Origin of the sequence: Pseudomonas sp. 15A4, from assembly GCF_016925575.1 — a bacterium.
GTDB lineage: Bacteria > Pseudomonadota > Gammaproteobacteria > Pseudomonadales > Pseudomonadaceae > Aquipseudomonas.
The window spans coordinates 3,323,942-3,347,146 of record NZ_CP068986.1 but is presented as its reverse complement, the minus strand read 5'-3'; the positions used below and the strand labels follow the sequence as shown (position 1 = coordinate 3,347,146).

General features: G+C 62.5%; 21 protein-coding genes and 1 pseudogene. 12 read left to right on the top strand and 10 right to left on the bottom strand.

Annotated features, from left to right (window positions below; translation table 11 throughout):
* Positions 1-38 precede the first annotated feature (38 nt).
* Together JN403_RS14945 and JN403_RS14940 are read right to left on the bottom strand one after the other, a co-directional pair.
* Positions 39-530, bottom strand: coding sequence for a copper chaperone PCu(A)C (locus tag JN403_RS14945; RefSeq protein WP_205482998.1), 492 nt, complete (start codon positions 528-530; stop codon positions 39-41).
* A complete protein-coding gene (locus JN403_RS14940; RefSeq protein WP_122534611.1) occupies positions 530-1,138 on the bottom strand; it encodes an SCO family protein in 609 nt (202 codons plus the stop codon). The genes JN403_RS14945 and JN403_RS14940 overlap by 1 nt, the downstream gene beginning before the upstream one ends.
* Positions 1,139-1,575: 437 nt before the next feature.
* Here JN403_RS14940 and JN403_RS14935 point away from each other — a divergent pair, with 437 nt between their 5' ends.
* The 3 genes from JN403_RS14935 to JN403_RS14925 are packed head-to-tail and all read left to right on the top strand — an operon-like array spanning position 1,576 to position 3,975.
* Positions 1,576-2,622, top strand: coding sequence for an acyl-CoA dehydrogenase family protein (locus JN403_RS14935; RefSeq protein ID WP_240356585.1), 1,047 nt, complete (start codon positions 1,576-1,578; stop codon positions 2,620-2,622).
* The gene (locus tag JN403_RS14930) at positions 2,619-3,392 is read left to right on the top strand and encodes a PIG-L family deacetylase (protein ID WP_345945817.1); all 774 of its coding nucleotides are present in this window, start codon (positions 2,619-2,621) and stop codon (positions 3,390-3,392) included. The genes JN403_RS14935 and JN403_RS14930 overlap by 4 nt, the downstream gene beginning before the upstream one ends.
* Positions 3,376-3,975: a class I SAM-dependent methyltransferase gene (locus JN403_RS14925; RefSeq protein WP_205482997.1), complete on the top strand. Its 600-nt coding sequence runs from the start codon at positions 3,376-3,378 to the stop codon at positions 3,973-3,975. The genes JN403_RS14930 and JN403_RS14925 overlap by 17 nt, the downstream gene beginning before the upstream one ends.
* An 8-nt stretch (positions 3,976-3,983) precedes the next feature.
* Here the strand turns inward: JN403_RS14925 and JN403_RS14920 are convergent, their stop codons facing one another.
* Positions 3,984-4,715 carry a GNAT family N-acetyltransferase gene (locus JN403_RS14920; protein WP_205482996.1) on the bottom strand — a complete coding sequence of 244 codons (732 nt, stop codon included), beginning with the start codon at positions 4,713-4,715 and terminating at the stop codon, positions 3,984-3,986.
* Positions 4,716-5,015: 300 nt separating this feature from the next.
* On the opposite strand from JN403_RS14920, the pseudogene JN403_RS14915 reads away from it, so the two are divergent.
* Positions 5,016-5,866, top strand: a pseudogene (locus tag JN403_RS14915) (CAP domain-containing protein).
* A gap of 44 nt (positions 5,867-5,910) precedes the next feature.
* Here JN403_RS14915 and JN403_RS14910 read toward each other — a convergent pair.
* Entirely contained in the window at positions 5,911-6,510 is a 600-nt protein-coding gene (locus JN403_RS14910) for a hypothetical protein (RefSeq protein WP_205482995.1), read from the bottom strand.
* 146 nt (positions 6,511-6,656) lie between these two features.
* Entirely contained in the window at positions 6,657-7,808 is a 1,152-nt protein-coding gene (ugpC, locus tag JN403_RS14905; RefSeq protein ID WP_205482994.1) for a sn-glycerol-3-phosphate ABC transporter ATP-binding protein UgpC, read from the bottom strand.
* 221 nt (positions 7,809-8,029) lie between these two features.
* On the opposite strand from ugpC, the gene JN403_RS14900 reads away from it, so the two are divergent.
* From JN403_RS14900 to JN403_RS14880, 5 genes are all read left to right on the top strand, one after another.
* A complete protein-coding gene (locus JN403_RS14900; protein ID WP_205482992.1) occupies positions 8,030-9,364 on the top strand; it encodes a sugar ABC transporter substrate-binding protein in 1,335 nt (444 codons plus the stop codon).
* A gap of 216 nt (positions 9,365-9,580) precedes the next feature.
* Complete coding sequence (locus tag JN403_RS14895) at positions 9,581-10,360, top strand: sugar ABC transporter permease (protein ID WP_205482989.1); 780 nt, start codon at positions 9,581-9,583, stop codon at positions 10,358-10,360.
* A 1-nt stretch (position 10,361) separates the two neighbouring features.
* On the top strand, positions 10,362-11,228 hold the full coding sequence (locus JN403_RS14890) for a carbohydrate ABC transporter permease (RefSeq protein ID WP_205482986.1): 867 nt from the start codon (positions 10,362-10,364) through the stop codon (positions 11,226-11,228).
* A gap of 36 nt (positions 11,229-11,264) precedes the next feature.
* Entirely contained in the window at positions 11,265-12,248 is a 984-nt protein-coding gene (locus JN403_RS14885) for a sugar-binding transcriptional regulator (protein ID WP_205482983.1), read from the top strand.
* Between the two features lie 56 nt (positions 12,249-12,304).
* Positions 12,305-13,024 (top strand): SDR family oxidoreductase, encoded by a 720-nt coding sequence (locus tag JN403_RS14880; protein ID WP_205482981.1) that lies wholly within the window; start codon positions 12,305-12,307, stop codon positions 13,022-13,024.
* A gap of 21 nt (positions 13,025-13,045) precedes the next feature.
* Here JN403_RS14880 and JN403_RS14875 read toward each other — a convergent pair whose 3' ends face one another.
* Positions 13,046-13,765, bottom strand: a complete 720-nt coding sequence (locus tag JN403_RS14875) for a dienelactone hydrolase family protein (protein WP_122534598.1) — start codon at positions 13,763-13,765, stop codon at positions 13,046-13,048.
* Positions 13,766-13,896: 131 nt separating this feature from the next.
* Positions 13,897-14,418, bottom strand: a complete 522-nt coding sequence (locus JN403_RS14870; RefSeq protein ID WP_205487361.1) for a sterol desaturase family protein — start codon at positions 14,416-14,418, stop codon at positions 13,897-13,899.
* A gap of 200 nt (positions 14,419-14,618) precedes the next feature.
* Here JN403_RS14870 and ppnN point away from each other — a divergent pair, with 200 nt between their 5' ends.
* The 3 genes from ppnN to JN403_RS14855 all read left to right on the top strand — a co-directional run bounded on the left by ppnN (position 14,619) and on the right by JN403_RS14855 (position 17,389).
* Positions 14,619-15,992 (top strand): nucleotide 5'-monophosphate nucleosidase PpnN, encoded by a 1,374-nt coding sequence (ppnN, locus tag JN403_RS14865; RefSeq protein WP_205482979.1) that lies wholly within the window; start codon positions 14,619-14,621, stop codon positions 15,990-15,992.
* A gap of 209 nt (positions 15,993-16,201) precedes the next feature.
* Complete coding sequence (locus JN403_RS14860) at positions 16,202-16,795, top strand: N-acetyltransferase (protein WP_205482977.1); 594 nt, start codon at positions 16,202-16,204, stop codon at positions 16,793-16,795.
* Between the two features lie 147 nt (positions 16,796-16,942).
* Positions 16,943-17,389, top strand: coding sequence for a CBS domain-containing protein (locus JN403_RS14855; protein WP_122534595.1), 447 nt, complete (start codon positions 16,943-16,945; stop codon positions 17,387-17,389).
* Positions 17,390-17,472: 83 nt separating this feature from the next.
* Here JN403_RS14855 and JN403_RS14850 read toward each other — a convergent pair whose 3' ends face one another.
* From JN403_RS14850 to JN403_RS14840, 3 genes are all read right to left on the bottom strand, one after another.
* On the bottom strand, positions 17,473-19,467 hold the full coding sequence (locus JN403_RS14850) for a methyl-accepting chemotaxis protein (RefSeq protein ID WP_122534804.1): 1,995 nt from the start codon (positions 19,465-19,467) through the stop codon (positions 17,473-17,475).
* Between the two features lie 116 nt (positions 19,468-19,583).
* Positions 19,584-20,285: a hypothetical protein gene (locus JN403_RS14845; RefSeq protein ID WP_205487351.1), complete on the bottom strand. Its 702-nt coding sequence runs from the start codon at positions 20,283-20,285 to the stop codon at positions 19,584-19,586.
* Positions 20,286-21,066: 781 nt separating this feature from the next.
* Positions 21,067-23,124 (bottom strand): TonB-dependent siderophore receptor, encoded by a 2,058-nt coding sequence (locus JN403_RS14840; RefSeq protein ID WP_240356988.1) that lies wholly within the window; start codon positions 23,122-23,124, stop codon positions 21,067-21,069.
* Positions 23,125-23,205: the final 81 nt, after the last annotated feature.

Genomic DNA, 23,205 nt, shown 5'->3' with positions numbered 1-23,205 from the left:
TCCCGGCTGAAGCCGGTCCTACACGTCGGGGGTCCTGCTTAATGCGTCATCCCATGATCATGACCCATGTCCATCGCTCCGCGCGCCGGGGCGGTGACGTTCACGACTTCGGTCTCGCCCTTGGCATTCTTCACGGTCAGGGTCAGTGGCACCCGATCGCCCTCTTTGATCTGGCCGTTCAGGCCCATGAGCATCACGTGGTAGCCATCCGGGTCCAGCGCCACGGTCTTGCCAGCCGGCAGCGGTACAGCGTCGACCGGGCCCATGCGCATGACGTCGTTGGTCATGCTCATTTCGTGGATCTGCACGTCTTTGGCCACCGGCGAGCTCACGCTGAGCAGCGTACTGTCGGTGTCAGCGGTGATACGCATGAAAGCCCCCGATGACGGCTGACCAGCCACCGTCGCACGCACCCACGGATCCTCGACCCGCGTCTGCGCGGCAGCAGTGAGGCTGACCCCAGCCAGAAGCGCAACTGCAACGGCACGTGAAACGAATGAGCGCGAAACAGCATTCAACAGAGCATTCATCAGCAGACTTCCATGACAGTGAGCAAATCTTCCGCACATTGCTTGGCGGAAAGCGAAGGCGACAACCCCAGGCGCAGGTTACCCCGGGAGTCGAAAACGAAGCTGGTGGCGGTGTGGGACATGGTGTAGGTGTTTCCCGCAGGGACCTTCTCGTAGAACACGCCGAATTCCTTGGCCACGTGAACGGTTTGTTCCAGCGTGCCGCGCAGGGCGACGAAGGTCGGATCGAACTGTTTGACGTAGGCGTCGAGGACCTGGGGCGTGTCGCGCTCGGGATCAACGGTGATGAAGATCACCTGCAGCGTCTTGCCGTCTTCGCCCATCAGCTTTTTGATCTGCGCAGCGCGGGCCAGTGCCGTGGGGCACACCGCCGGGCATTGGGTGAAGCCGAAAAACACCATCGGCATCAAGCCGCGATAACTCGACAGGGTTTTGACCTCACCGTCGGTGTCGGTCAGCTTGAAGGTGCGGCCCATGATCTTGTTGCTCAGATCTTTGCCGTACTTGAAATCCAGCGCAGTGGTCGAACCGTCACAGCCGGCCAGCAGGCCCAACCCCAACAGGCCCATGCCGGTGACCACCTGACGGCGGGTCAGAAACTCATTCATCTGGCGAACTCTCGAAAGCAGCGGCTGGCGCCCACGCCAACCCTTTTTCGTCCACCTTGCAGTAGCGCAGGCGTTATTGGCAGTCGCACTGCAGCAGCAAGGGACGAAGCGAAAAAACAGGTGCCCCACAGTGTCGCGCAAAACCGAGCTGAATGGGTTACGAGCTCATTTTGCCGACACCGCTCGATGGCGCTGCACCCCTTGACGCCCATGGGTCGAGAAACGCCCACTGCGACAAAACCGCGCACCCGGGCGTTTACCGTCGAGCACCGGGCTGGCAGATTTTCTCTGTGGAAATCATCCGACCGGTCAGGCAGACGAAATGTTTGAACCCCGCCCCGCTGGCGCTGCCGAATGCCATCAGCAGGCCACGCAAGCGGGCCATGCCAAAGCCCGCGCACCTCGCGTCGGCGTCAACGGGACGGAGGCGGTCAGCCATGCGGGACGATGCACAAGGACTTGAATCACTTTTGGCGGATTTCGCCCAGCGTGACAATCCCCAGGTATCGGCCGCTCCACTGCGTGATGCCATGCTGCGCTGCCTCAACAGCGGCCTCGACCAACTGCCGTTGCCGGGCGGCGGTCACACCCTCGAACGCTGGCGCCAATTGGCGACGGTGGCGGGCGTCGATCTGGCGCTGCTCAAGCTCTACGAAGGCCATACCGACGCCCTCGCCATTCTTCATGAATTGAGAGCTAATGAACTCAATGCCGCGCCTTTCGAAGCACCCGGTATCTGGGGCGTGTGGGCCGCGGAGCCGCCTGACGCCAAAGTCGGCGTCAGTCAACGACACGGCAACAAAGTGCGCCTCAATGGCCGAAAAGCCTGGTGCTCCGGCGCCCAACAGCTGGATTACGCACTGCTCACCGCCTGGGCCAGCGACGAGGCGCCGCAACTGGTGGCCGTCGATTTGAAGCAGCCAGGCGTGCGCTTCAGCAGCGAGACCTGGCAGGCCGTGGGCATGGCCGGGACCGCCAGCGGCGACGTGCACTTCGACGTCGCAGTCGGCATTTGCGTGGGCGATAACGGCGACTATCTGACCCGGCCAGGGTTCTGGCAAGGCGGCGCCGGCATCGCTGCTGCCTGGTACGGCGCGGCAGTGGCGCTGGCGAAGACCTTGCGCGCGCACCGACACAATGGACGGCCCGAGCCCCACGCCGACGCTCATCTGGGCAGCGTCGATGCAGCGCTGTGTGGTGCGGCGGCGGCCTTGCGCGAATGCGCCGAATGGATCGACGCGCATCCGCACAAGGACGCGAGCCTGCCGGTGCAGCGCCTGCGGGCGCAGGTCGAAATGGCGGTCGAACAAGTGTGCCGGCATGTCGGCCGGGCGCTGGGTGCCACGCCGTTCTGCCGCGATCCGCACTTTGCCCGCCTGGCTGCCGACCTGCAGGTGTTTATCCGACAAAGCCACGCCGAACGTGACCTGGCGCATCTGGGCCAGCGCGTCGCTACGGGCGAAACCGAGGATTGGTCACTATGAACGAAGCACACCCATTCGGCGTCAGCGGGACACCGTTGAGCGCCTGGCAAAACAGCGTGGCGTTACGCGGCGTACGCACCATCACCCTGGAAGAACTTGTCCCACCGGGCGCGCGCCTGATCGTGCTCGCGCCGCACCCCGATGATGAGATTCTGACCTGCGGCGGCCTGCTCGCGGCGATGGCCCGGCGGCAGAACGATGTGCAGCTGGTTGCCGTCACCGACGGAGAAGGCAGCCACCCGCAATCACCGCTGTGGCCCGTGCAGCGCCTGCGCACCGAGCGTCGGCGGGAAAGCGAGCAGGCCGTCGCGCACCTCGGACTGGACGTGTCGAGGTTGTCCTGGCAACGCCTCGGCATGGGCGACGGCCAGGTGGCCGAGCATGCCGAGTCGTTGATTGCCCTGCTCAGCGAAGACCTGCGTCCCTCGGACGTATTGCTGACCACCTGGCGCCACGACGGCCACTGTGACCACGAAGCCGTTGGTCATTGCGCGGCTCAGGCGGTCGCCAACACCGGCGCCACGCTGGTAGAAATTCCGGTATGGGCCTGGCATTGGGCGGAGCCGAACGATCCACGCATCCCCTGGGAACAGGCCCGCAAATTCTGGCTCAGTGATGAGCAATTGCGGCGCAAGCGCGAAGCCATCGGTGCTCACTTGAGTCAGCTGGAAAACGACCCGAGCACCGGCGCGCCCGCGGTGCTGAACCCCAGACGCTGGAGCGTCTGCTGCAACCCTTCGAACTGGTGTTTCTGTGAGCGTTTCCGGTGAGTATTTCGACGCATTGTTCGCCAACAGCGACGACCCGTGGGCCTTCCGCACGCGCTGGTACGAACACCGCAAACGCGACCTGACCCTCGCCGCCCTGCCCCGCCAGCGCTATGGACGCATCTTTGAGCCGGGCTGTGCCAATGGCGAATTGAGCCTGCGCCTGGCCGAACGCTGCGACGCGCTGCTGTGCATGGACCTCAGCCCCCGGGCCGTCACCCTGGCCCGCGACCGCTTGATCGGGCACGGCCATGTTCAGGTGCTGGAAGGCTGTCTGCCCCAGGACTGGCCGGCGGGGGAATTCGATCTGGTGGTCATCAGCGAATGGGCCTATTACCTGACACCGGATGCTTTTGGGGAAATCATCGAACGCATTCGCGAAAGCCTGACCCCCGATGGCGCGGTGCTCGCCTGCCACTGGCTGCACCCGATTGAAGGCTGCCCGATGGAAGGCCACGAAGTGCATCAGGTCCTGGCGCGGCATCTGGCCATGGAACGCACGCTGCATCACGCCGAGCGGGATTTCCTGCTGGAAATGTGGAGCAAGGACCCGCGCGGGATCGACCTCAATGAGGCCGTTCGCTGAAGCGTGTGTTAAACCAGCCGTGGACCGATAAAGGCGTCCGCCCCCGACTCGCCCAATAATCCGTTCACGAACAGGCGCGCCTGGCGGGTCAACTGGTCGATGTGCCGATCACGCTGTTTTTCCGCATCGGTCATCGCGCGCTTGCCGTGCTGCTTCAACAGATAGCTGTGGATTTGCCGCACCTCCAGCGAGTTGTAGATCGGCGCGATGTCGAGCACGGCCAACAATCCCTCGGTCTGTTGCTCGCGGGTGTTCATCAGCACCTGTGGACCGCGCGCACCCAATACCTGAAAGCCCAGCGCCTCGAACACCGGCACCCTGGCGACGAAGCACGCCAGCTCGGCATGGGGGTAGCGTTCGGTCATTTTCTCCAGCATGGCCCGCGCCACGCCCTGACGACGGCGCGCCGTCTGCACCGCCATGTACGCCACAGCGCACGCCTGCGGGTCCTGTTGGACCGGCAGATAGAGCAAAAAGCCGATGACGATCGAAGGGTCTTCGGCATCCAGCGCCACGATCAGTTCCACCGCAATCCCGCGGGAACCGTCCATCGCCTGCACGTACTGATGCACTTCGTGACCGACGCCGTATTGATACAGCGGGTACAGCGGATTGCTCGGGGCGATGGCGACCATGCTGAGCTCGGTGACGTAGTCGATCACCATCTGCATGATCTGGCTCTTGATCGATTCCGGTGGTGTGGCGTCGAGGCGCATGACAGTAAACGTGGGGCTGGGCATTGTGATCCTGAATCCGGGCGATGGCGGTAGCGTACAGAGCGGTAACCTGTAGAGCGCTGCATCATACCTGCCGGCCCGGTCACGCGGCACTCATCAGGGTCTGCGCCGGCTGAAATGGATACAGCGCGTCGGCTGGCCGCCGATCAAAAGCGCTCGTCACTGACCGATTCACCTGGTTTTCGCGCCGGCTATTGCAAAATCCTTGCTGATCGCTGCAACCTCCACGGTTTGTGCGGCTCAGACTATTCGCGAAAGGTAAAATCGCGCACCGTGGGCGCGTCAGTTCGAGGGAGATTTTCCATGGGTTTCAGATCATTCATCCGGTGTCTCGCCGTTGTGCCCCTGGCATTGCTGATGGCAGGGACAGCCGTGGCCAGCGAAGAAGCGCAGCTGATCCAGTCAATCAATTCATACCGCAGCCAGGCCCAGCCTTGCGCCAATGTGGCGTCGAACGAGCTGCCGCCGCTGAACAGCGACCCGCGCCTGAACCTGCCCGCCAGCGGCACGGTCGATCTGCAACCCATGCTCGCCCGGGCGTCGTATCCGATGGTCAGCGTTCAGGCGATCACCCTCTCGGGCCCGCGCGATGCGCAAGCGGCCATGGCGGCGATTCAGGAAAGTTTTTGTCAGGTGGTGCTCAATCCGCAGTTCGTCGACATCGGCGTCAGCCGCAACGAACGTGACTGGCGCATCGTACTGGCGCGTCCACTGCTGGCAGGCGGACTGGGCAATGCGCAGGCCGAGGGACAGAAACTGCTGGGCCTGATCAATGAAGCGCGCAGGCAGCCTCAGCAATGCGGCGCTCAGTCGTTTTCCGCTGCTGCCCCGCTGGTGTGGAACGACACCCTGATGAGCGCAGCCGAAAGCCATTCGCGCTCCATGGCCAACAACAATTATTTTGATCACAAGGGTCGCAACGGCGGGACGCCGGGGATCGTGCGGAACTGGCCGGGTACATCGGCCAGCAAATCGGCGAGAACATCGCCGCCGGGCAGGACAACGCGCGCAAGGTGGTCGAAGGCTGGCTGGCCAGCCCCGGCCATTGCGCCAACCTCATGAACCCGCAGTTTCATGACCTCGGCGCTGCATACGCCACCGACCCGAAAAGCGACGCCGGCATTTACTGGACGGCGCTGTTCGGGGTGCAGTGAAGGCTGATTGCGAGTGCGAGCCGCTTTAGCAGGCGGCTCCGCGATCAGAGGCCATCAGCAGCGTGCAACGTGCGCAGTTCAACGTCCGCCGGGCTTTTCTTCTGCCAGACCGGCCAGTACTCAACCCGCTTGGACTCGACCGAGGTTTTGTTGCTCTCGAACCAGCTCAGGGATTTCGGCGAGTTGGTCATCAACTTGGTGTCGGCGATCCAGTCCTTGAAGTCGCTGGACTGAGAGCTGTATTCAGCCTTCGGATCGCGGGCGACCGGCCATGGCGAGAAGCGCGCTTTCCACATGCCCATGCGCGGGATGACCATCGAATAGTAGGTCTTGCCCGGGGCGAGGTCGGCTTCCATGAAGTCCGCCGCTTCGGAGACCACCATGAAGGTGTGGTGGCCCGGCGTCGTCGGGTAGGCGACCTTGGTGCCGTTGGCCAGAATGCCGATGAACTGGGTCTTGCCGCCGGTCACGTCATACACGGAGGCATCGATGGCCTTGGCCATGAACGCGCTGCGCATGAAAACAACCTGTGCGCTGTCCTGGGGACTGGCTTCGATAACCTGGTTGTCGGCAGGTTTCATCATGGACGAACAGCCGGTCAGCAGTACGGTGCCGACCAACGCCAGAAGGTGGGTAATGCGCATTTACAGCTCCTTGAGATAAACATCCGGCCCGAAAACGGATCGAGCCTGGGGCTGTATCGGCGCTGACACTTTTCTCTTGAATGAAAAATCGGCGCAAAGCCTCTGGAACGGGCGTCCCAAGGCGCCTTGATCGAAGCTCAGGCATATTACCCCGCCTGAATCGCCGACGCCGGAACCTGCCCGCCACTCACGTTCGCCTCGGTGTAATGCTGCCGGTGCGCCAGCGCCTGACCCTGCTCATCGAACAGATGGCAACGGTGGCCCTGCACACCGACGCGCAGCAATTGCCCCGCCTTGACCGCCGACATGCCCTCGCCTTTGACCATCAGATCATGGCCCTCGTCCGTCTGTGCGTGGGTAAACGTCTCCCCGCCCAAATGCTCGACGACCAGGGTTTTAACCGGAATCTGCGCATCGCCCTCGCCTCGATCCGACAAATGCTCGGGGCGCAGGCCCAAGGTCAATGGGTCGCCCGCTTTAACGTGCTCGGCCGTCACCGGAACCCACAACAGCTCGCCACCCGGCAGGCTGACCTGAACGCCTTCGGCACTGATGGCCGCCGCCGTGACGGGTAGAAAACTCATCTGCGGCGAGCCGATAAAGCCCGCGACAAAGCGGTTGCGCGGATGGTGATAAAGCTCCAGCGGCGAGCCCACCTGTTCGATGCAACCCTTGTTGAGCACGACGATTTTGTCGGCCAGGGTCATGGCTTCGACCTGGTCATGGGTGACGTAGACCATGGTCGCCTGGAGGTCAGCGTGCAGCTTGGCGATCTCGATACGCATCTGCACCCGCAGGGAGGCGTCCAGATTGGAAAGGGGTTCGTCGAACAGAAAGACTTCCGGCTCATGGACGATCGCCCGGCCGATGGCGACGCGCTGACGCTGGCCACCCGACAATGCCTTGGGCTTGCGGTCGAGCAGCGGTTCGAGCTGCAGGATGCGCGCGGCGTTGCGCACCTTGGCTTCGATCTGGTCCTTGGGGGTTTTCTGCATTTTCAGCCCGAAGGCGATGTTGTCGTAGACCGACATGTGCGGGTACAGCGCGTAGGACTGGAAGACCATGGCCACGCCGCGATCGGCCGGCTCCAGGTAGGTCACATCGCGAGCGCCGATGCGAATCTGACCCTGCGTGATGCTCTCCAGGCCCGCGATACAGCGCAGCAAGGTTGACTTGCCGCACCCCGAAGGCCCGACGAACACCACGAACTCGCGGCTCTCGATACTCAGGTGGATGTCGTGCAAGACCTTGATCTCGCCATAGGCCTTCTCGACGCCACTCAAACTGAGCTCAGTCAAAATCGTATCCCCTGAATTATTGTTGTTTGGGCATTTTTCATGGCAACGGCGCGCTGATTTGACAGCAATGCATTTTGTCCTACGATCATTTGTAATTCGTAAATTACAAATGTCAAGGAACTCGCCCGAACCGGATTGACTGCCCCGTAGATCCACCTATATGCACCGTTAACACCTGTCCCCGCGTAACCCTCACCCACAACAATAATGAGGTCACGTAAATGAAGAAGCTGGTTTGGAATGCCCTCGCCCTGTCGATTGCGCTGGGTTCCGGCGCCGCACAGGCCTGGACACTGGAAGAGGCCGCCGCGCCGTACAAGGGCACCGAAATCAAGGCGATTTTCCTCGACCGTCCCGGTTACGCCGCCGCCATCAAACTGCTGCCGGAGTTCGAAAAGAAAACCGGCATCAAGGTCAGCTACGAAACCGTCCCCTACGAGAATAGCCGCGAACGCGAGGTGCTGAGTTTCACCTCCGGCGAGCAGCTCGACGTTGTGCTGACGGACGTGGTGTGGATCGGCGAGTTCGCCGGCAACGGCTGGCTTGAACCGGTCACCACGTTCACCCAGGACGCCAAGCTCGCCGACCCGGACCTCAAGCTGGAGGGGTTCTTCCCGATCCTGCTGGAGTCCTTCGGCAGTTGGGACAAACAGACCTACGGCCTGCCCTTCGATAACTACTCCGGCCTGCTGTTCTACAACAAGTGCATGCTCAAGGACGCCGGCTTCGACAAACCGCCGGCCACGTGGGACGAGCTGCTCAAGGATTACGCGCCCAAGCTCACCGACAAGACCAAAGACCGCTACGCCTACGCCCTGCAATCGCGGCGCGGTGAAACCCAATCGGCGGACAGCTTCATGCGCTTCCTCTGGCCGTTCGGTGGCTCACTGCTGGACGATAAATTCAAATCCAATCTCAATTCCAAGGCGTCCCAGCAAGGCCTGCAATTTCGTCAGGACCTGATGAAATACATGCCGCCGGGTATCGTCGATTACGACCACAACGAAGCGGTCAACGCCCTTGCCCAGGGCAAAGTGGCGATGATCACCGAATGGTCGGCGTTCTACGGCACTCTCGCCGACCCGACAAAATCAAAAATCACCCAGTGCCTGGCCGTGGCCACCGAGCCCAAGGGCCCGGCCGGTCTGAAGCCGGCGCTTGGCGGGTTCTCGCTGGGCGTCAACGCCAAGTCCGACGACAAGCAGAAGGCCGCTGCATGGCTGTTTATTCAGTGGGTCACCTCCGAAGCGATGGCCCGGCCGTACCTGGACGCCGGTGGCGTGAGCGGGCGGATGTCGGTGTACAAGGACGCCGACGTGCAGAAGAAATACCCGTTCGTGCAGCCGATGGTGACCTCGTGGGAAGGCGGCGTGCCTGACTACCGCCCGCGCTTCCCGCAATGGCCGGAAATTTCCGAAGTGGTCGGCGAAAACGGCACGGCGATCATGCTTGGCAAAACCAGCGTGGAAGACGGTGCCAAGGCAATCGGCAGCAGGATGGAGGAGATCCTGAAGAAGGCCGGGTATTACGACGGCAAGGTCAAATTGCTGAAGTGACGGGCTGAACATCCACCGTGGGGCGGCTGCTGCCGATTCCCACGGTGAATCAGCAAAACGCCGCGAGATGTCCGTACCCTCGAGACTTCCCATGACCAACAAGAAAAACCACCCTTCCCGACCCTGTGGAACAACACCCGCGCGGCCTTCGCCTTTCTCGCCCCGGCGACCGTTGCCCTGGCGCTGATCGGCATCTTTCCGACGGTGTTCGCGCTGGTGAACTCGTTCCGCCAGTACAACCTGGCCCGGCCAAAAGACGCCACGCCTTTCATCGGCTTCGACAACTACCTCAATGTGCTCAACGACGCGTCGTTCTGGGCCGCGCTGGGGCGAACCGGGCTGTTTCTCATCACCGTGGTGCCGATCCAGCTGGCGCTGGGGCTGATCATCGCGCTGATGCTGCACAAGCCTGGCCTTTCCGGTTTCAAACTGCTGGCACGCATGAGCCTGGTCATCCCGCTGGCCACCGCGCCCGCCGTAGCCGGGCTGATTGGCCGGCTGATCTTCAACCGCGATTTCGGGGTGGCCAACGCCCTGCTCTCACTGGTCAATGCCGGGCCGGTCGAATGGCTGGGCGACACCACCAACGCGTTCATTGCCGTGGCGCTGATGGACATCTGGCAATGGACGCCCTTCTGCGCGCTGGTGCTGCTGGCGGGGCTGACCATGGTGCCTAATGAGATTGAAGAGGCTGCGCGCCTGGAAACCCGCAGCCGCTGGCAGATCGTGCGCTACGTGCAGCTGCCCTTCCTGCTGCCCAGCGCGACGGTGATTCTGATTCTGCGCACCGCTGACATCCTCAAGATGTTCGACACCGTGTTCACCATGACCCGCGGCGGGCCGGGCGCGGCAACCGAACTGGTCAGCGTGTACATCCAGCGCATCGGGTTTCGGGTGTTCGATCAGGGCGTCGCGTCGGCGCAGGCGATCCTCATGCTGATCCTGACCATCGTGCTGGCCCGGCTGTACATCAAATTCGTTTATCGGGAGATCTGACATGGCCACCGTATCCGCTGCAAAACACCCGGCCGCTCCCGCTTTCGCTCGCCCACGCAAAAGGGTCAATGCCTGGCATCTGGTCGGCCTGCTGGCGATCTTCCTGTTCGCGGTGTTTCCGTTCTACTGGATGGTCGCCACCAGCCTCAAGACCCAGGCCGAAGCCCTCGCCTCGCCGCCGATCTGGGCGTTCACGCCACACCTGGATAACTACGTAAAAGTGCTGTTCGAGCGCGACGTGCTGCACAGCCTTGGCAACTCGCTGATCGTCGCGGTCTGCACCACGGTGCTCGCTGTGGGCCTCGGCACGCCGGCGGCCTACGCCCTGGCGCGGTTCGAATTCAAGGGGAAGGAAGACCTGTGGTTCTGGTTCATCACCAACCGCATGCTCAGTCCGATTGTCGTGGCGCTGCCGATCTTCCTGATGGCGCGCAACATGGGCCTGATCGACACCCATCTGGTGCTGATCCTGATCTACCTGACCTTCAACCTGCCCATCGTCGTGTGGATCTGCACCGACCAGTTTCGTGGCGTGCCGAAGGACCTGGACGAAGCTGCGCGGCTGTCCGGCGCGTCACGCTTCACCATCTTCTGGCGCATCGCCCTGCCCCTGGCCATGCCGGGGGTGGCGGTGTCGGCGATCTTCTCGTTCATCTTTTCCTGGAACGAGCTGCTCTATGCGCTGGTGCTGACGCGCAATACCGCCCGCACCGCGCCGGTAACCGCCACCAGTTTCATGAGCGGCTACGACTTGCCCTGGGGCGAGATCATGGCCACCGGCACACTGATCGTGCTCCCGGTGATCATTTTCGCGTTGATGGTCTCCAAGCATCTGGTACAAGGGCTGACCATGGGCGCCGTGAAATAGACGCCCCGCTTTACCGGCCACAGTAAGGACACCGCCGTGCAGAATCTTTACCCGGACACCCCCTTCACCACCGAACCGGTGAACGCCGAGGATCAGCTCAATATCCGCATTGCCTGGTCCTACTACGTCAACAGCATGACCCAGCAGCAGATCGCCGACCGGCTGGGCATCACCCGCGTACGGGTCAACAAGGCCCTGGCGACCTGCCGGGAAACCGGGGTCGTGCAGATTCGCATCACCTCACCGCTGGCGGCCTGCATCGAACTGGAAGAGCATCTGCAGAACCGCTTCGGCCTGCGTCGCGTCACCGTCGTGCCCTCGCCGGACGATCCGTCGAGCATCTTCCGTGTGCTCGGCGTCGGCATCGCGCCAAGCATCGAGGAATACCTCGTCGACGGCAGCATCGTCGCCGTGGGTTGGGGCCGCACCCTGCGCCAGGCCGTGCGTGAACTGTCGGCGCGGGCGTTGCCGAACCTGACCGTGCTGTCGCTGCTCGGCGGCCTGCATTACGGCTCGGCCAACAACACGGTGGAGATCGCCTCAAGTTTTGCCGGGCTGTTTGGCGGTTCCTGGTACTACCTCGCCGCGCCGGTGTTCGCACCTTCCGAGCAATACCGCGACATGTATCTCGAAGAAGCCTCGGTGCAAGCCGTGCTCGGCAAGGCGCGGCAAGCCGACCTGGCGTTGCTCACCGTCGGTGATTTAAGCGAGCGTTCGCTGATGCTGGAACTGGGGCTGGTCAACGATGAGGACGCGCGCTCGCTGCGTGCCGCCGGTGCCGTCGGTGACCTGCTCGGCCGCTGGCTGGACCGCGACGGCATCGAAGTCGATCACCCGCTGAACCGTCGCGCCGTCTCCCTGGACCTTGAAGATCTGCGGCGAATCAAAAAAGTCGTGCTGGTCTCTGGCGGGCCATACAAGGCCGACATCATTCGCGCGGTGCTGCTGCGCAATGTCGTCCACGAGCTGGTCATCGACGAAAGCGCGGCCCGGCAACTGCTCGATGACAACTCCTTATGACGACTGTCGGCTTCCCGGCTAAAGCCGGTCCTACCTTACCTTCTGGAGCGATCGCGATGGCCCATCATGACTTTGCCGGCAAGCGGATTCTGGTCACCGGCGCAGGCAAGGGCATTGGCCGGGAAACCGTGCAGTGGCTGGAGCGATGCGGTGCAGAGGTGATCGCCATGGGGCGCAATCCGAAGGATCTGGCCTATTGCGCACACTCAGCGGTGGCGGACCTGGCCGACGTCGACGCCACCCGCGCGGCCGTGGCCTCGGTGCTGCCCATCGACCTGTTGGTCAACTGCGCGGGGGTGGTCGAGCTGGAATCATTTCTCGACACATCGGTCGAGACTTTCGATCACCTGATGACGGTGAACACCCGGGCACCCATGGTCGTGGCGCAAATCGTCGCCCGCGACCTGATCGCCCGCGGTGTGCCGGGCGCCATCGTCAACGTCTCAAGCCTCGCGGCCGCGGTCGGTACACGGGACCATCTGGCGTATTGCGCGTCGAAAGCCGCGCTGGATGCCATGACCCGGGTCATGGCGATCGAGCTAGGGCCCCACGGAATACGGGTGAACAGCGTCAACCCGGTGGTGACGTTGACGCCGATGGCGGACAAGGCCTGGAGCGACCCGGAGAAGGCCGGCGCGATGCTGTCGCGGATTCCCCTGGGCCGCTTCGTTCAGCCCGGGGAAATCGCCGCGACCATCGCCTTTTTACTCAGCGACGACGCGGGCATGATCAACGGCGTGACCCTGACAGTGGACGGCGGTTTCAGCGCCGGCTGATGCCCGCGCCTAACGCCTGGCTCAGCCCCACAATGTGCGGCCGAAGAACGTCAGCGTGCGGTCCATGGCCAGTTGCGCCCAGACCGGATCGTACTGCGTGCCCGGAATCCGGCCAGGGCCGACGGCTTCTTCGTTGGCGAAGGCGTGGTGGGCCAGGTAGCGGTGGAATTCGACGTCAACGCCGCCTTCGCTGAGTTTGGCTTCGAGCTGATCGACGCCGTCCGCCGGGAAGAATTCATCCTGGGTGCCCCAATGCGCCATCACCGGCACCTTGATCGCGGCAGGGTCAAGGAATTCCAGCGGCGGCATGCCGTAGAAGGCCACACCGGCGGACAGCTCGGGGATGAAGTTCAGCGCCAGCAGGGTCAGTGCGCCGCCCATGCAGAAACCGGTGACACCGACTTTCTGGCTGTGGCCCTTGAGGTACTGCACGGCGCCGCGGATGTCCTGGTTGGCGGCATCGGCGAAGTCGAGTTTGTCCATCAAATGGTGGGCTTCTTCTTCCTCGACCGTCATTTCGCCACGGTAAAGATCGGGCACCAGCGCCAGATAACCGCACGCCGCCAGCCGATCAGCCACGCCACGGATCTGATCGTTCAGGCCCCACCATTCCTGAATCACCACCACGGCGGGTGCGCCTTCGGTCTTGGCCGGGCTGGCCAGATAGCCACTCAACTCTTTGCCGTCCGGGCGCTTGAACGTGATGGTCTTGCCCGTTGCCTGTGTCGATGCCTGAGTCATGGGGTTCTCCGGATAAGAAATTCGGTTGGATTAACAGCGTGAGACGACTGACCGTCAGTTCTACGACAGCAACACGACGATGAACAGCGTGACCCACGTGAAATTAATGACAGGTTCGGCGCGGGCCCCGTTCAACCGTTCTGCAAATCCGTGCCCATCCCGCCCAGATCCCGGCAGCGCCCGCAGCCTGCAGCAGAGCGCTGATCGCGCAGCTGCTTTTTCAGCGTGGCCGCCGAGGGCGCGTAAAGGAAGCCAAACGACACGCTGTTGCGTCGGCCTTTCACCGCATGGTGCATCAAGTGCGCGTGGTAGAGGCGTTTTAGGTAGCGACTGCGTGGCCGTGGTCGCGCAGGCCAGTGGCGATGGACCATGCCGTCGTGAACCAGGACGTAGATCAGGCCGAACGCCGCGACGCCGGCGCCCACCCATTGCAGCGGGTCGTGGCCGCTGTTGCCGGCAACGATCAGCGCGACCGCCACCATGCCCAGCGCCAGCAGATAAATATCGTTGGTTTCGAACGCGCCGAGGTGTTCTTCGTGGTGGGACTTGTGCAGGCACCAGCCCCAGCCGTGCATGACGTACTTGTGGGCGAGAAAGCCGACACCTTCCATGGCGACAAGGGTGAGGAGAAAAATCGTGAAGTTGAAGATCATAGCGTCGGGAAGGCCGATGGGTCTGGGCGTCGACATGCAGCATACCGGGGTCACGGGAAATTTCCAGATTCGCGCTCACAACGTTTGCTTTCCTGACCAACCGATGTAAAAAATGGCCCCATGGGTGAGCGTCCCGGACGTTCACTGTATTCGTGCCCTGCCCCCTCGCGGCGGCCGGCACCGCTTTCAAGGAATCAAGCATGGCTCCAAGACACGTCATCAACGCTTCGGTCAGCCCGAAAGGCAGCCTGGAAACCCTGTCGCAACGTGAAGTCCAACAGCTCAGTGCCGCAGGCTCCGGCAGCATCTACACCCTGTTCCGCCAGTGCGCCCTGGCCATCCTCAACACCGGCGCCCATGTCGATAACGCGAAAACCATCTTAGAGGCCTATCAGGACTTCGAAGTGCGCATCCACCAGCAAGACCGTGGCGTGCGCCTCGAACTGCTGAACGCCCCGGCCGACGCCTTCGTCGACGGCGAGATGATCGCCAGCACCCGGGAAATGCTCTTCAGCGCCCTGCGCGACATCGTCTACACCGAGAGCGAGCTCGACAGCCAGCGCATTGACCTGAGCAGCTCCCAGGGCATCACCGATTACGTTTTCCACCTGCTGCGCAATGCCCGCACCCTGCGCCCCGGCGTCGAACCGAAGATGGTGGTGTGCTGGGGCGGCCACTCGATCAACACCGAAGAATACAAATACACCAAGAAAGTCGGCCACGAACTGGGGCTGCGCAAGCTGGACATCTGCACCGGTTGCGGCCCCGGCGTGATGAAAGGTCCGATGAAGGGCGCGACCATTGCCCACGCCAAGCAGCGCATCACCGGCGGCCGTTACCTGGGCCTGACCGAGCCGGGCATCATCGCGGCCGAAGCGCCGAACCCGATCGTCAACGAACTGGTGATCTTGCCGGACATCGAAAAGCGCCTGGAAGCCTTCGTCCGTGTCGGCCACGGCATCATCATTTTCCCGGGTGGCGCAGGCACGGCGGAGGAATTCCTCTACCTGCTCGGCATCCTCATGCACCCCGACAACCAGGACCTGCCGTTCCCGGTCATCCTGACCGGCCCGAAAAGCACCGCGCCGTACCTGGAGCAATTGCACGCGTTCGTCAGCGCCACGCTGGGCGAAGAAGCGCACAAGCATTACCAGATCATCATCGACAACCCGTCGGAAGTGGCGCGGCAGATGACCCTGGGCCTTGCTTCGGTGCGCCAGTTCCGCCGCGACCGCGCTGACGCGTTTCACTTCAACTGGCTGCTGAAGATCGAAGAGAGCTTCCAGCGTCCGTTCGAGCCGACCCACGCCAACATGGCCAGCCTGCAACTGCGTCGCGACCTGCCGCCCCACGAACTGGCGGCCAACCTGCGCCGCGCGTTCTCCGGGATTGTGGCGGGGAACGTCAAGGACAAGGGCATTCGCCTGATCGAGGAACACGGCCCGTATGAAATCCACGGCGACGCGGAAGTGATGCAGCCGCTGGACAAGCTGCTACAGGCGTTCGTTGAGCAGCACCGGATGAAACTGCCGGGCGGCGCGGCGTATGTGCCCTGCTATCGGGTTGTTTCATAACACTGTATCCGCCTGTGGTCATACTTCAGGCGCCACACCGCACCACCCTGTGGGAGTGAGCTTGCTCACGAAGAGGTCCGATCGGCCAACGCATATCTGGCGGTAGTGAAACCGCCTTCGTGAGCAAGGTGGAGCGCCACCCCGGTCACTCCCACATGAACCACATTGTTCGTAAGACCTGCATCTCCCCGAAATTCCGGAACTGACCCATGATCCACATCCGCCCCATGACCGCCGATGACTTCGCGGTCTTCTGGCCCACCTTTCAGGCTGTCGTTCTGGCCCAGGAAACCTACGCCTACGCCCCCGACCTGACCGTCGAGCAAGCGCGGCACCTGTGGCTGGAATACCCGCTGCACACGCTGATCGCCGAAGAAGACGGCATATTGCTGGGCAGCTTTTACCTCAAGGCCAACGCCGCCGGCCCTGGCGGTCATGTTAGCAATTGCGGCTACATGGTCAGCCCGGCCGCGCGGGGTCGTGGCGTCGCGCGCCTGATGTGCGAGCACTCCCAGCAACTGGCGCTGGACAGCGGCTTCTCGGCCATGCAGTTCAACTCCGTCGTCGCCACCAACGACGTCGCCGTCGCGCTCTGGCAGAAACTCGGTTTCGAGGTGGTGGGTCGCCTGCCCCGCGCTTACCGCCATGCCCGGCTCGGGCTGGTGGATTGCCTGGTGATGTACAAATGGCTGGCCGACATGCCGGCCTCGCGCAAAGCCAAAAGCCCGCTGCTGATCGGACGCAAGAACATCGAATCGGTGATCTCCCGCCCCCGGCGCAAGCCCTCTGACGGGCCTGTCTGATCTTTCCCGCATCGACTCCCCACGCCGGCATGGCGCGTTTGGGGCGCTGCATGGCGCTTTCAAACTTGCCGGAATGCCATCTCTCGACGATTCTCTATGCACGGCCAGACGGGCCGTGCTCACAAGAAACGCGCCGGAGAGGCCAGCATGACGACCGTAGCCGAACTACTGAAGTTGAAAGACTCACACCACGCTGACGTCCATACCGTCGGGCCCGAACAGATGGTCATCGAGGCGATCAAATTGATGGCCGAGAAAAACATCGGCGCCGTGCCCGTGGTCCGGGCCGGCAAGGTGGTCGGCATCGTCAGCGAGCGGGACTACGCCCGCAAGATGGAGCTCAAGGGCCGCGCCTCGGTCGGCACGCCGGTCAGTGACATCATGACCCACGAGGTGCTGACCGTGGGTTCGCAGCACACGGTCGAGCACTGCATGAACATCATGACCGACCGCCGGCTGCGCCATTTGCCGGTGGTGGACGAAGGCCGGCTGATCGGCCTGTTATCCATCGGCGACCTGGTCAAGGCGGCCATTGCCGAACAGGCCAAGTTGATACAGCAGATGCAGGATTACATTCGCGGCGACAGCTACTGAGCAGGGAAATCTTTGCCGCGCAACGAAAAAGCCGGAGCTTGATGGGCTCCGGCTTTGTTTTGCGCGAGTGAATGAATCGCCGGTTAGCGAACCTTGAAGCGATCGATCATCGCCACCAGCCGCTCGTTGGAGGCCATCAGCGCGTCAACGCTGGTGTCGGTCTGCTGACCACAGCCCACCAGTTCACCGACCATGTGCCGAATGGCGATCATGTTCTGGTTGATCTCCTCGGTCACCGCGCTTTGCTCCTCTGCCGCGGTTGCAATGTGCGCGCTCAGGTCATGGATGCGCAGCACCGAACCGGCCATGCCATCCAGGCCTTCGTTGACCCGCGACGTGCGGTCCGCGGTCGACTGGCAGCTGACCTTGGTTTTTTCCATGGCGCCCACGGCGGTGCTCACGCCCTGCTCCAGCCGCGCGAGCATCTCATTGATCTCCGACGTGCTCTGCTGAGTGCGACCGGCCAGCGCCCGCACCTCATCGGCCACCACCGCAAAGCCTCGGCCCTGCTCGCCCGCCCGCGCGGCTTCGATGGCTGCGTTCAGGGCCAGCAGGTTGGTTTGCTGGGCGATGCCGCCGATGACCCCGAGCACGTCAGTGATGCGTTTGGCGTCAACCTGCATTTCCTGCACGTATTTAGTAGCGTCTTCCACCTCCGCCACCAACGCCCGCACGCTGACCGACGCTTCGTCGACGACGTCACGGGAACGCTGGGCGGCATCGTTCGCCGATTGAGTAAAGCTCGCCGTCTGCGTCGCGCTCTCGGCGACGCTGTCGGCGGTGGCGCTCATTTCGTTGATCGCGGTCACGGCCTGATCGGTTTCCGAGGCGTGACGGTTAAGGATCTGGTTGATGTTGCGCGACTGATCCTGCAACTGCACCAGCCCGGCCGAGATCTGCTCAGTGCCGCTGCGCACCTCGACAATCATGGCTTGCTGGAAGGCGATGAACTTGTTGACCGAATGGCCGACAGCGTCCAGTTCGTCCTGGCCCTTGATGGGAATACGGCGGGTCAGGTCGGCTTCGCCCGAAGACAGCGCGTCGATGTTGGTGCGCAGCACGGTCAGGCGTGCCAGCAGACGGTGGAAGGCGAAGCCCAGCACCACCAGCAGCAGAATGACCAGTGGAATCTGCAACCAGCCCAGGGTCTTCAGCACTTCGGTGCTGCTGGCGGTGAGCATGGCCGTCGGCAGCGACGTGGCGATGACCCACGGCGTGCCCGCGACCGGTCGCAGGAAGAAGGTCAGGTCACCCAGTTGCGGGTCAATGTATTCCTGGGAATAGACAGCGTCGCCGGAGATCTTGCCCAGCCCCTCCTGAATGGCCTTGGCGAACATCGACTGGCCGCTGAAGCCGGAAATGTTCTTGAGGATGATTTCGCCGGGGATGCGGCTCTGGTTGGTGAGGATCTTGCCGTCACGCTCGACGATCATCACCTGACCCTGAATGTCTTTTTCCTTCTCCTGGATCAGGCCGTTGAAGAAGCCCAGGGTAACGTCGATGGTCGAAACGCCGTAAAGCGCGCCGTCTTTGTAGATGCCCATCGCGCAGTTGGTGCGCGGCTGCGGGCTGGCTTCGTCCTGATAGGCAGCGGCCCAGGCGCATTTGCCTTTGGGTGCGTTCTGCCCGGCACGGTGCCACGGCTGTTCCCAGTAGTTGGGTGCAGGGTCGGAGTTCCAGAACGTGCTCACCACCAACTGGCCGCTGCCGTCGCGGTGGACAAACGAGCTGTGCTTGTTGCGCCCCGGGGTGCGCTTGTCCGGCATCGGCCAGACGCCGCCACCAAAGACTTTCTGATCGCCATATTGATCGACCAGCCCTGGCAACACTTTGTCGATGCCATCGCTGTCCAGCAGCGGCACCGCCTGGGTGATCGCCCGGGACTGGGCCTCGACGCGGGCCAGGTCCGAGAGGATGCGCGTACCGATCTGGTCAACCTGACCCAGCACCACCTGCTCCTGTGTCGCGCGGACCTTGGGCGTGACCAGATGCACGATGCCCTGCTCGGTGATCACCGCGATCACCACAATCAAGGCCACAAATATGACCGTGTAGCGCGCCTGCACTGTTTTAAACATCGTCGACCCCATGCCAAATATTTTGTAATTGTTTTGCGTACTCCTGATGAGCTATCGACCGGAAGTCGACAAGGATGAGGGGCTGCGGAAAGGTTTTTTCACCGCGCAGCGGGGCGTCACTGCACCGGCAGGAAGTTCAGGAACAGCAGGCTCTGGGCGTAATTCAAGCCGATGCGTCTATATCGCTCGTCGAGCATCTGGGTGAGCAGATCAAGGCGCGCCACGATCTTGCCAAATTCAGTGGCGAAGCTGAGGTTGCTGCCCTCCTCCGAAATCTCGTTGGAGAACAGCAACAGCTCGCCATTGGCGTTCTGGCGCTGGCTCAGCAGCCAGGTCGCCTTCTCGATATTGCGCGCGGCGTTGCTGACGAAGGTCGGGTTGATCTGGTCGGTCATGAAGAATTCAAAGCGCCCGCCGTGGGCCGTGACCAGCATGCTGCCAATGGCATAAATGAAGGCGCCCACGCGATCGCCGAGAAAGTCCGGGCTCAGGGCGTAGCTCAGTGCCGCAAGGTCGCGCCGGGTGCCCAGCTGCGGCAACGGCTTTCGCTGCTCAATGGCCTCGCGCACGTTGCGCTCTGCGGCGGCGGCGTCGACAAAGCCGGACTTGCGCCACTCACCAGGGTTGCGCAGGTAAAGCTTGTTCATCAGCAGATAGAGGCTGTCGAGGTTATCGCGCATGGCCAGTGTCGCCATGCGGTCCACGCTGGTCTGGAAAAACTCCTGGGGGCGCGTCTCGCTGAACTGCGTGGCGACATCCTGACCGTCCTGGCGGGTACAACCTGCCGCGCCGAGCCCAAAAATGCACAGGGCAAACAGCGGGTGAAGGCGTCGGCAAACGGAAAAAACAGTGAACACGGCGAGCATCAATCCCAAGCTTCAACGAACTGGACGCCGCGTGAATCGCCGCGTCCCGGCCAAGGTCAGAACGGCTCACGGCCAAAAAGTGCAATTCAGGCGGCAAGCTTCCATAGATCGGGCGTCGGGCCGCAGCTCAATGACCAGCAAGGTCGCCATCAATCTCGCCGTGTGACTGCCGACGCCTTCCCGGCTAAAGCCGGTCCCACTAAAAGCAGCGCGTGCAGTCAGCAAGCGTCGCGGCCACCTCGACTGTTAGATGGATACAACCGGTGAGGGCTGTATTCAATGATCAGCAAGGTCGCCATCAATCTCGCCGTGTGACTGCCGACGCCTTCCCGGCTGAAGCCGGCCCCACTAAAAGCAGCGCGTGCAGTCAGCAAGCATCGCGGCGACCTCGACTGAGGGACCGGCTTCAGCCGGTAGGCCGTTGCCGTTGCTTTTGATCTTCATACGCAGGGAGTCCAGACGACACCCATCGCGACTTGGGTGCAGGCTGAACGGAGGTCTCGCGGAGTGGGCCGAGCCGCATGGATGCGGCGAGAGCTGCCCCCGCCATGGATGGCGGATGGCAGCGGGCCCACGGAGCGGGACCGGAGTGAAGGAACCCGACGAAGTCGGGCCCAACCAGGAGCAGGCACTTTTGCTTACTTTTGGTGCTTTTCAAAAGTAAGTCGCCGAAGGCGAAACAGTCTGCCCCCAGGCAGACGCCTTTGATTTTAGCGATGCCATGACTGGCAAATCACCAGCGGAACGCCACAGTGCCCAGCACCGTACGCTCTTCGCCCCAATAACACCGACCCGCGTTATTGCAGCCGCTCACATACTCCTTGTCGAACAGATTCTTCGCATTCACATCCACCGACCAATGCTTATCGATGTCATACCCCACCAACGCATCCACCAGCGTCACATCACCCGTCTTCAACTTCCCGTACAGCGTCGGTGCGGTATACGCGAACGTATTATCGAAATAACGCACCCCGCCACCCACATGGAAACCGCTCATCGGACCATCCAGGAACCGATACGTCGCCCACGTACTCGCCTGATTACGCGGTATGCCGGTCAACTGATGATCCTCGTACAACGAACCCGGACTGTCCTTCGTCACCCGCGCATCGGTGTAGGTGTACGACGCCGTCAGGCTCAGGTTCTTGGTCACGTCACTGTTGACCTCAAGCTCCACGCCCTTCGACTCGCTCTTGCCGATCTGACGGCTGAACCCGTTCGAACCGGCGATCACGTCATGGGTCTTGGTCAGGTCAAACACCGCCGCGCTGAACGTTGTGTTCCAGCCAGCGGGCTCGTACTTCAGGCCCACCTCGTACTGCTCACTGAGAATCGGATCAAGCAGCTCGCCGTTTGGTTGCGACGACTGCTGCACCGGGGTGAACGCCGTCGAGTAACTCACGTACGGGGAAATACCGTTCTCGAACTGGTACATCAAACCCGTCTGCCAGCTGAAACGATGATCCCAGCCGTCCAGGTCCGCAGCACCACTGGTAGTGCCGGCGCGGTTGCGGTACTGGCTGTTGACGAAGTCCTGACGACCGCCCAGCAGGTAGATCCAGTTGTCGTACTTGCTCTGCAACTGACCGTAAACGCCGTACATCTGCTGGTCCAGCTGCGAGTTCTGCACGGTGGCGAGCATGCGCGGCTTACCCGACGGGAACACCGGGTTGAAGGCGTTGAACGTGCCGCCGTTGCCGGCCGCCCAGTCCTGATTGAACGAGGTGCGGTCGTAGCTCGCGCCCAGCAACACGGTGTTTTCCAGTGCGCCGGAGGTGAAGCTCCCCTCGAACTGGTTGTCCAGCGAGTAGGTGATCGACTTGTTGTCGCGATCGTACGCGGTGCTGGTCAGGGTGCTGCCGAAACCGGCGTTGTTCAGGTTATTCGGCCAGGTCTCGTGACGGTCCAGACGCGATTCCATGAACCGTGAGTTCTGGCGGAACTGCCAGGTGTCGTTGAGCTGGTGCTTGAACTCGTAACCCAGGGTCCAGGTTTCGCGCTCGAAGTCGTCCCAGTTCGGGTTGCCGTTGAACTGGTCCTTGCCGATCTTGCCGTTGACGTTGTTCAGCAAGGTGCCTGCGGCGGGGTAGCCGAGCAGCAGCTTGGTGCGGTCGCGTTGGTAGGACGAGAGCAGGGTCAGCGCGGTGTCTTCGTCGAAGTTGAAGGTCATCGACGGCGCGATATAAATGCGGTCGTCCGGTACTGAATCCACTTGGGTGTCGGCGTTGCGGCCGAGCATGACCACGCGGCCGAGGACGCGGTTGTCGTCGGTCAGCGGGCCGGAGACGTCGAGGGACAGCTGGCGGCGGTTGTTGCTGCCGTAGGTGAATTTGGCTTCGCCCTGGGCGGTTTCGGTCGGGCGTTTGCTGACCAGGTTGACCAGCCCGCCCGGTGCGTTTTCGCCGTAGAGGATCGAGCTCGGGCCGCGGAACACTTCGGTGCGCTCCAGGCCATAGGGTTCGGTGGTGGTGTCGTAGCGGTTGCCTTGCAGACGCAGGCCGTCCTTGAGCAGGCCGTAACCGTAGTCAGTGGCGTTGTAGCCGCGAATGGAGAACAGGTCGCCGGCGAGTCCGTCGCCGACGGCGAATGGCGGGGCGAAGATGCCGGGGACATAACCGAGAATGTCGGTCAGGGTTTGCGAGCCCTGATCCTGAATGCGCTGGCGTGTCACCACTGACACCGAGCGCGGGGTTTCCGACAGCGGTGTGCTGGTCTTGGTGCCGGCTGTGCTGTTTTTCACCTGATAGCCAACGGTTTGCTCCCCTTCGGGTGCTTCGCCGGTGACCATCGAATTCTGCAGTTCGATGGTGGCGCCCTGCTCGGCCTTGGCCGGGGCATCCGCGGCCCAGGCTGCGCCATGGCAGGCGAC

What these genes read in the sequence shown, in the direction of transcription:
- JN403_RS14945 (WP_205482998.1), bottom strand. Translation starts at nt 530, where the DNA reads ATGAATGCTCTGTTGAATGCTGTTTCGCGCTCATTCGTTTCACGTGCC.
- JN403_RS14940 (WP_122534611.1), bottom strand. Translation starts at nt 1,138, where the DNA reads ATGAATGAGTTTCTGACCCGCCGTCAGGTGGTCACCGGCATGGGCCTG.
- JN403_RS14935 (WP_240356585.1), top strand. Translation starts at nt 1,576, where the DNA reads ATGCGGGACGATGCACAAGGACTTGAATCACTTTTGGCGGATTTCGCC.
- JN403_RS14930 (WP_345945817.1), top strand. Translation starts at nt 2,619, where the DNA reads ATGAACGAAGCACACCCATTCGGCGTCAGCGGGACACCGTTGAGCGCC.
- JN403_RS14920 (WP_205482996.1), bottom strand. Translation starts at nt 4,715, where the DNA reads ATGCCCAGCCCCACGTTTACTGTCATGCGCCTCGACGCCACACCACCG.
- JN403_RS14910 (WP_205482995.1), bottom strand. Translation starts at nt 6,510, where the DNA reads ATGCGCATTACCCACCTTCTGGCGTTGGTCGGCACCGTACTGCTGACC.
- JN403_RS14900 (WP_205482992.1), top strand. Translation starts at nt 8,030, where the DNA reads ATGAAGAAGCTGGTTTGGAATGCCCTCGCCCTGTCGATTGCGCTGGGT.
- JN403_RS14890 (WP_205482986.1), top strand. Translation starts at nt 10,362, where the DNA reads ATGGCCACCGTATCCGCTGCAAAACACCCGGCCGCTCCCGCTTTCGCT.
- JN403_RS14880 (WP_205482981.1), top strand. Translation starts at nt 12,305, where the DNA reads ATGGCCCATCATGACTTTGCCGGCAAGCGGATTCTGGTCACCGGCGCA.
- JN403_RS14875 (WP_122534598.1), bottom strand. Translation starts at nt 13,765, where the DNA reads ATGACTCAGGCATCGACACAGGCAACGGGCAAGACCATCACGTTCAAG.
- JN403_RS14870 (WP_205487361.1), bottom strand. Translation starts at nt 14,418, where the DNA reads ATGATCTTCAACTTCACGATTTTTCTCCTCACCCTTGTCGCCATGGAA.
- ppnN (WP_205482979.1), top strand. Translation starts at nt 14,619, where the DNA reads ATGGCTCCAAGACACGTCATCAACGCTTCGGTCAGCCCGAAAGGCAGC.
- JN403_RS14860 (WP_205482977.1), top strand. Translation starts at nt 16,202, where the DNA reads ATGATCCACATCCGCCCCATGACCGCCGATGACTTCGCGGTCTTCTGG.
- JN403_RS14855 (WP_122534595.1), top strand. Translation starts at nt 16,943, where the DNA reads ATGACGACCGTAGCCGAACTACTGAAGTTGAAAGACTCACACCACGCT.
- JN403_RS14850 (WP_122534804.1), bottom strand. Translation starts at nt 19,467, where the DNA reads ATGTTTAAAACAGTGCAGGCGCGCTACACGGTCATATTTGTGGCCTTG.
- JN403_RS14840 (WP_240356988.1), bottom strand. Translation starts at nt 23,124, where the DNA reads ATGGTCACCGGCGAAGCACCCGAAGGGGAGCAAACCGTTGGCTATCAG.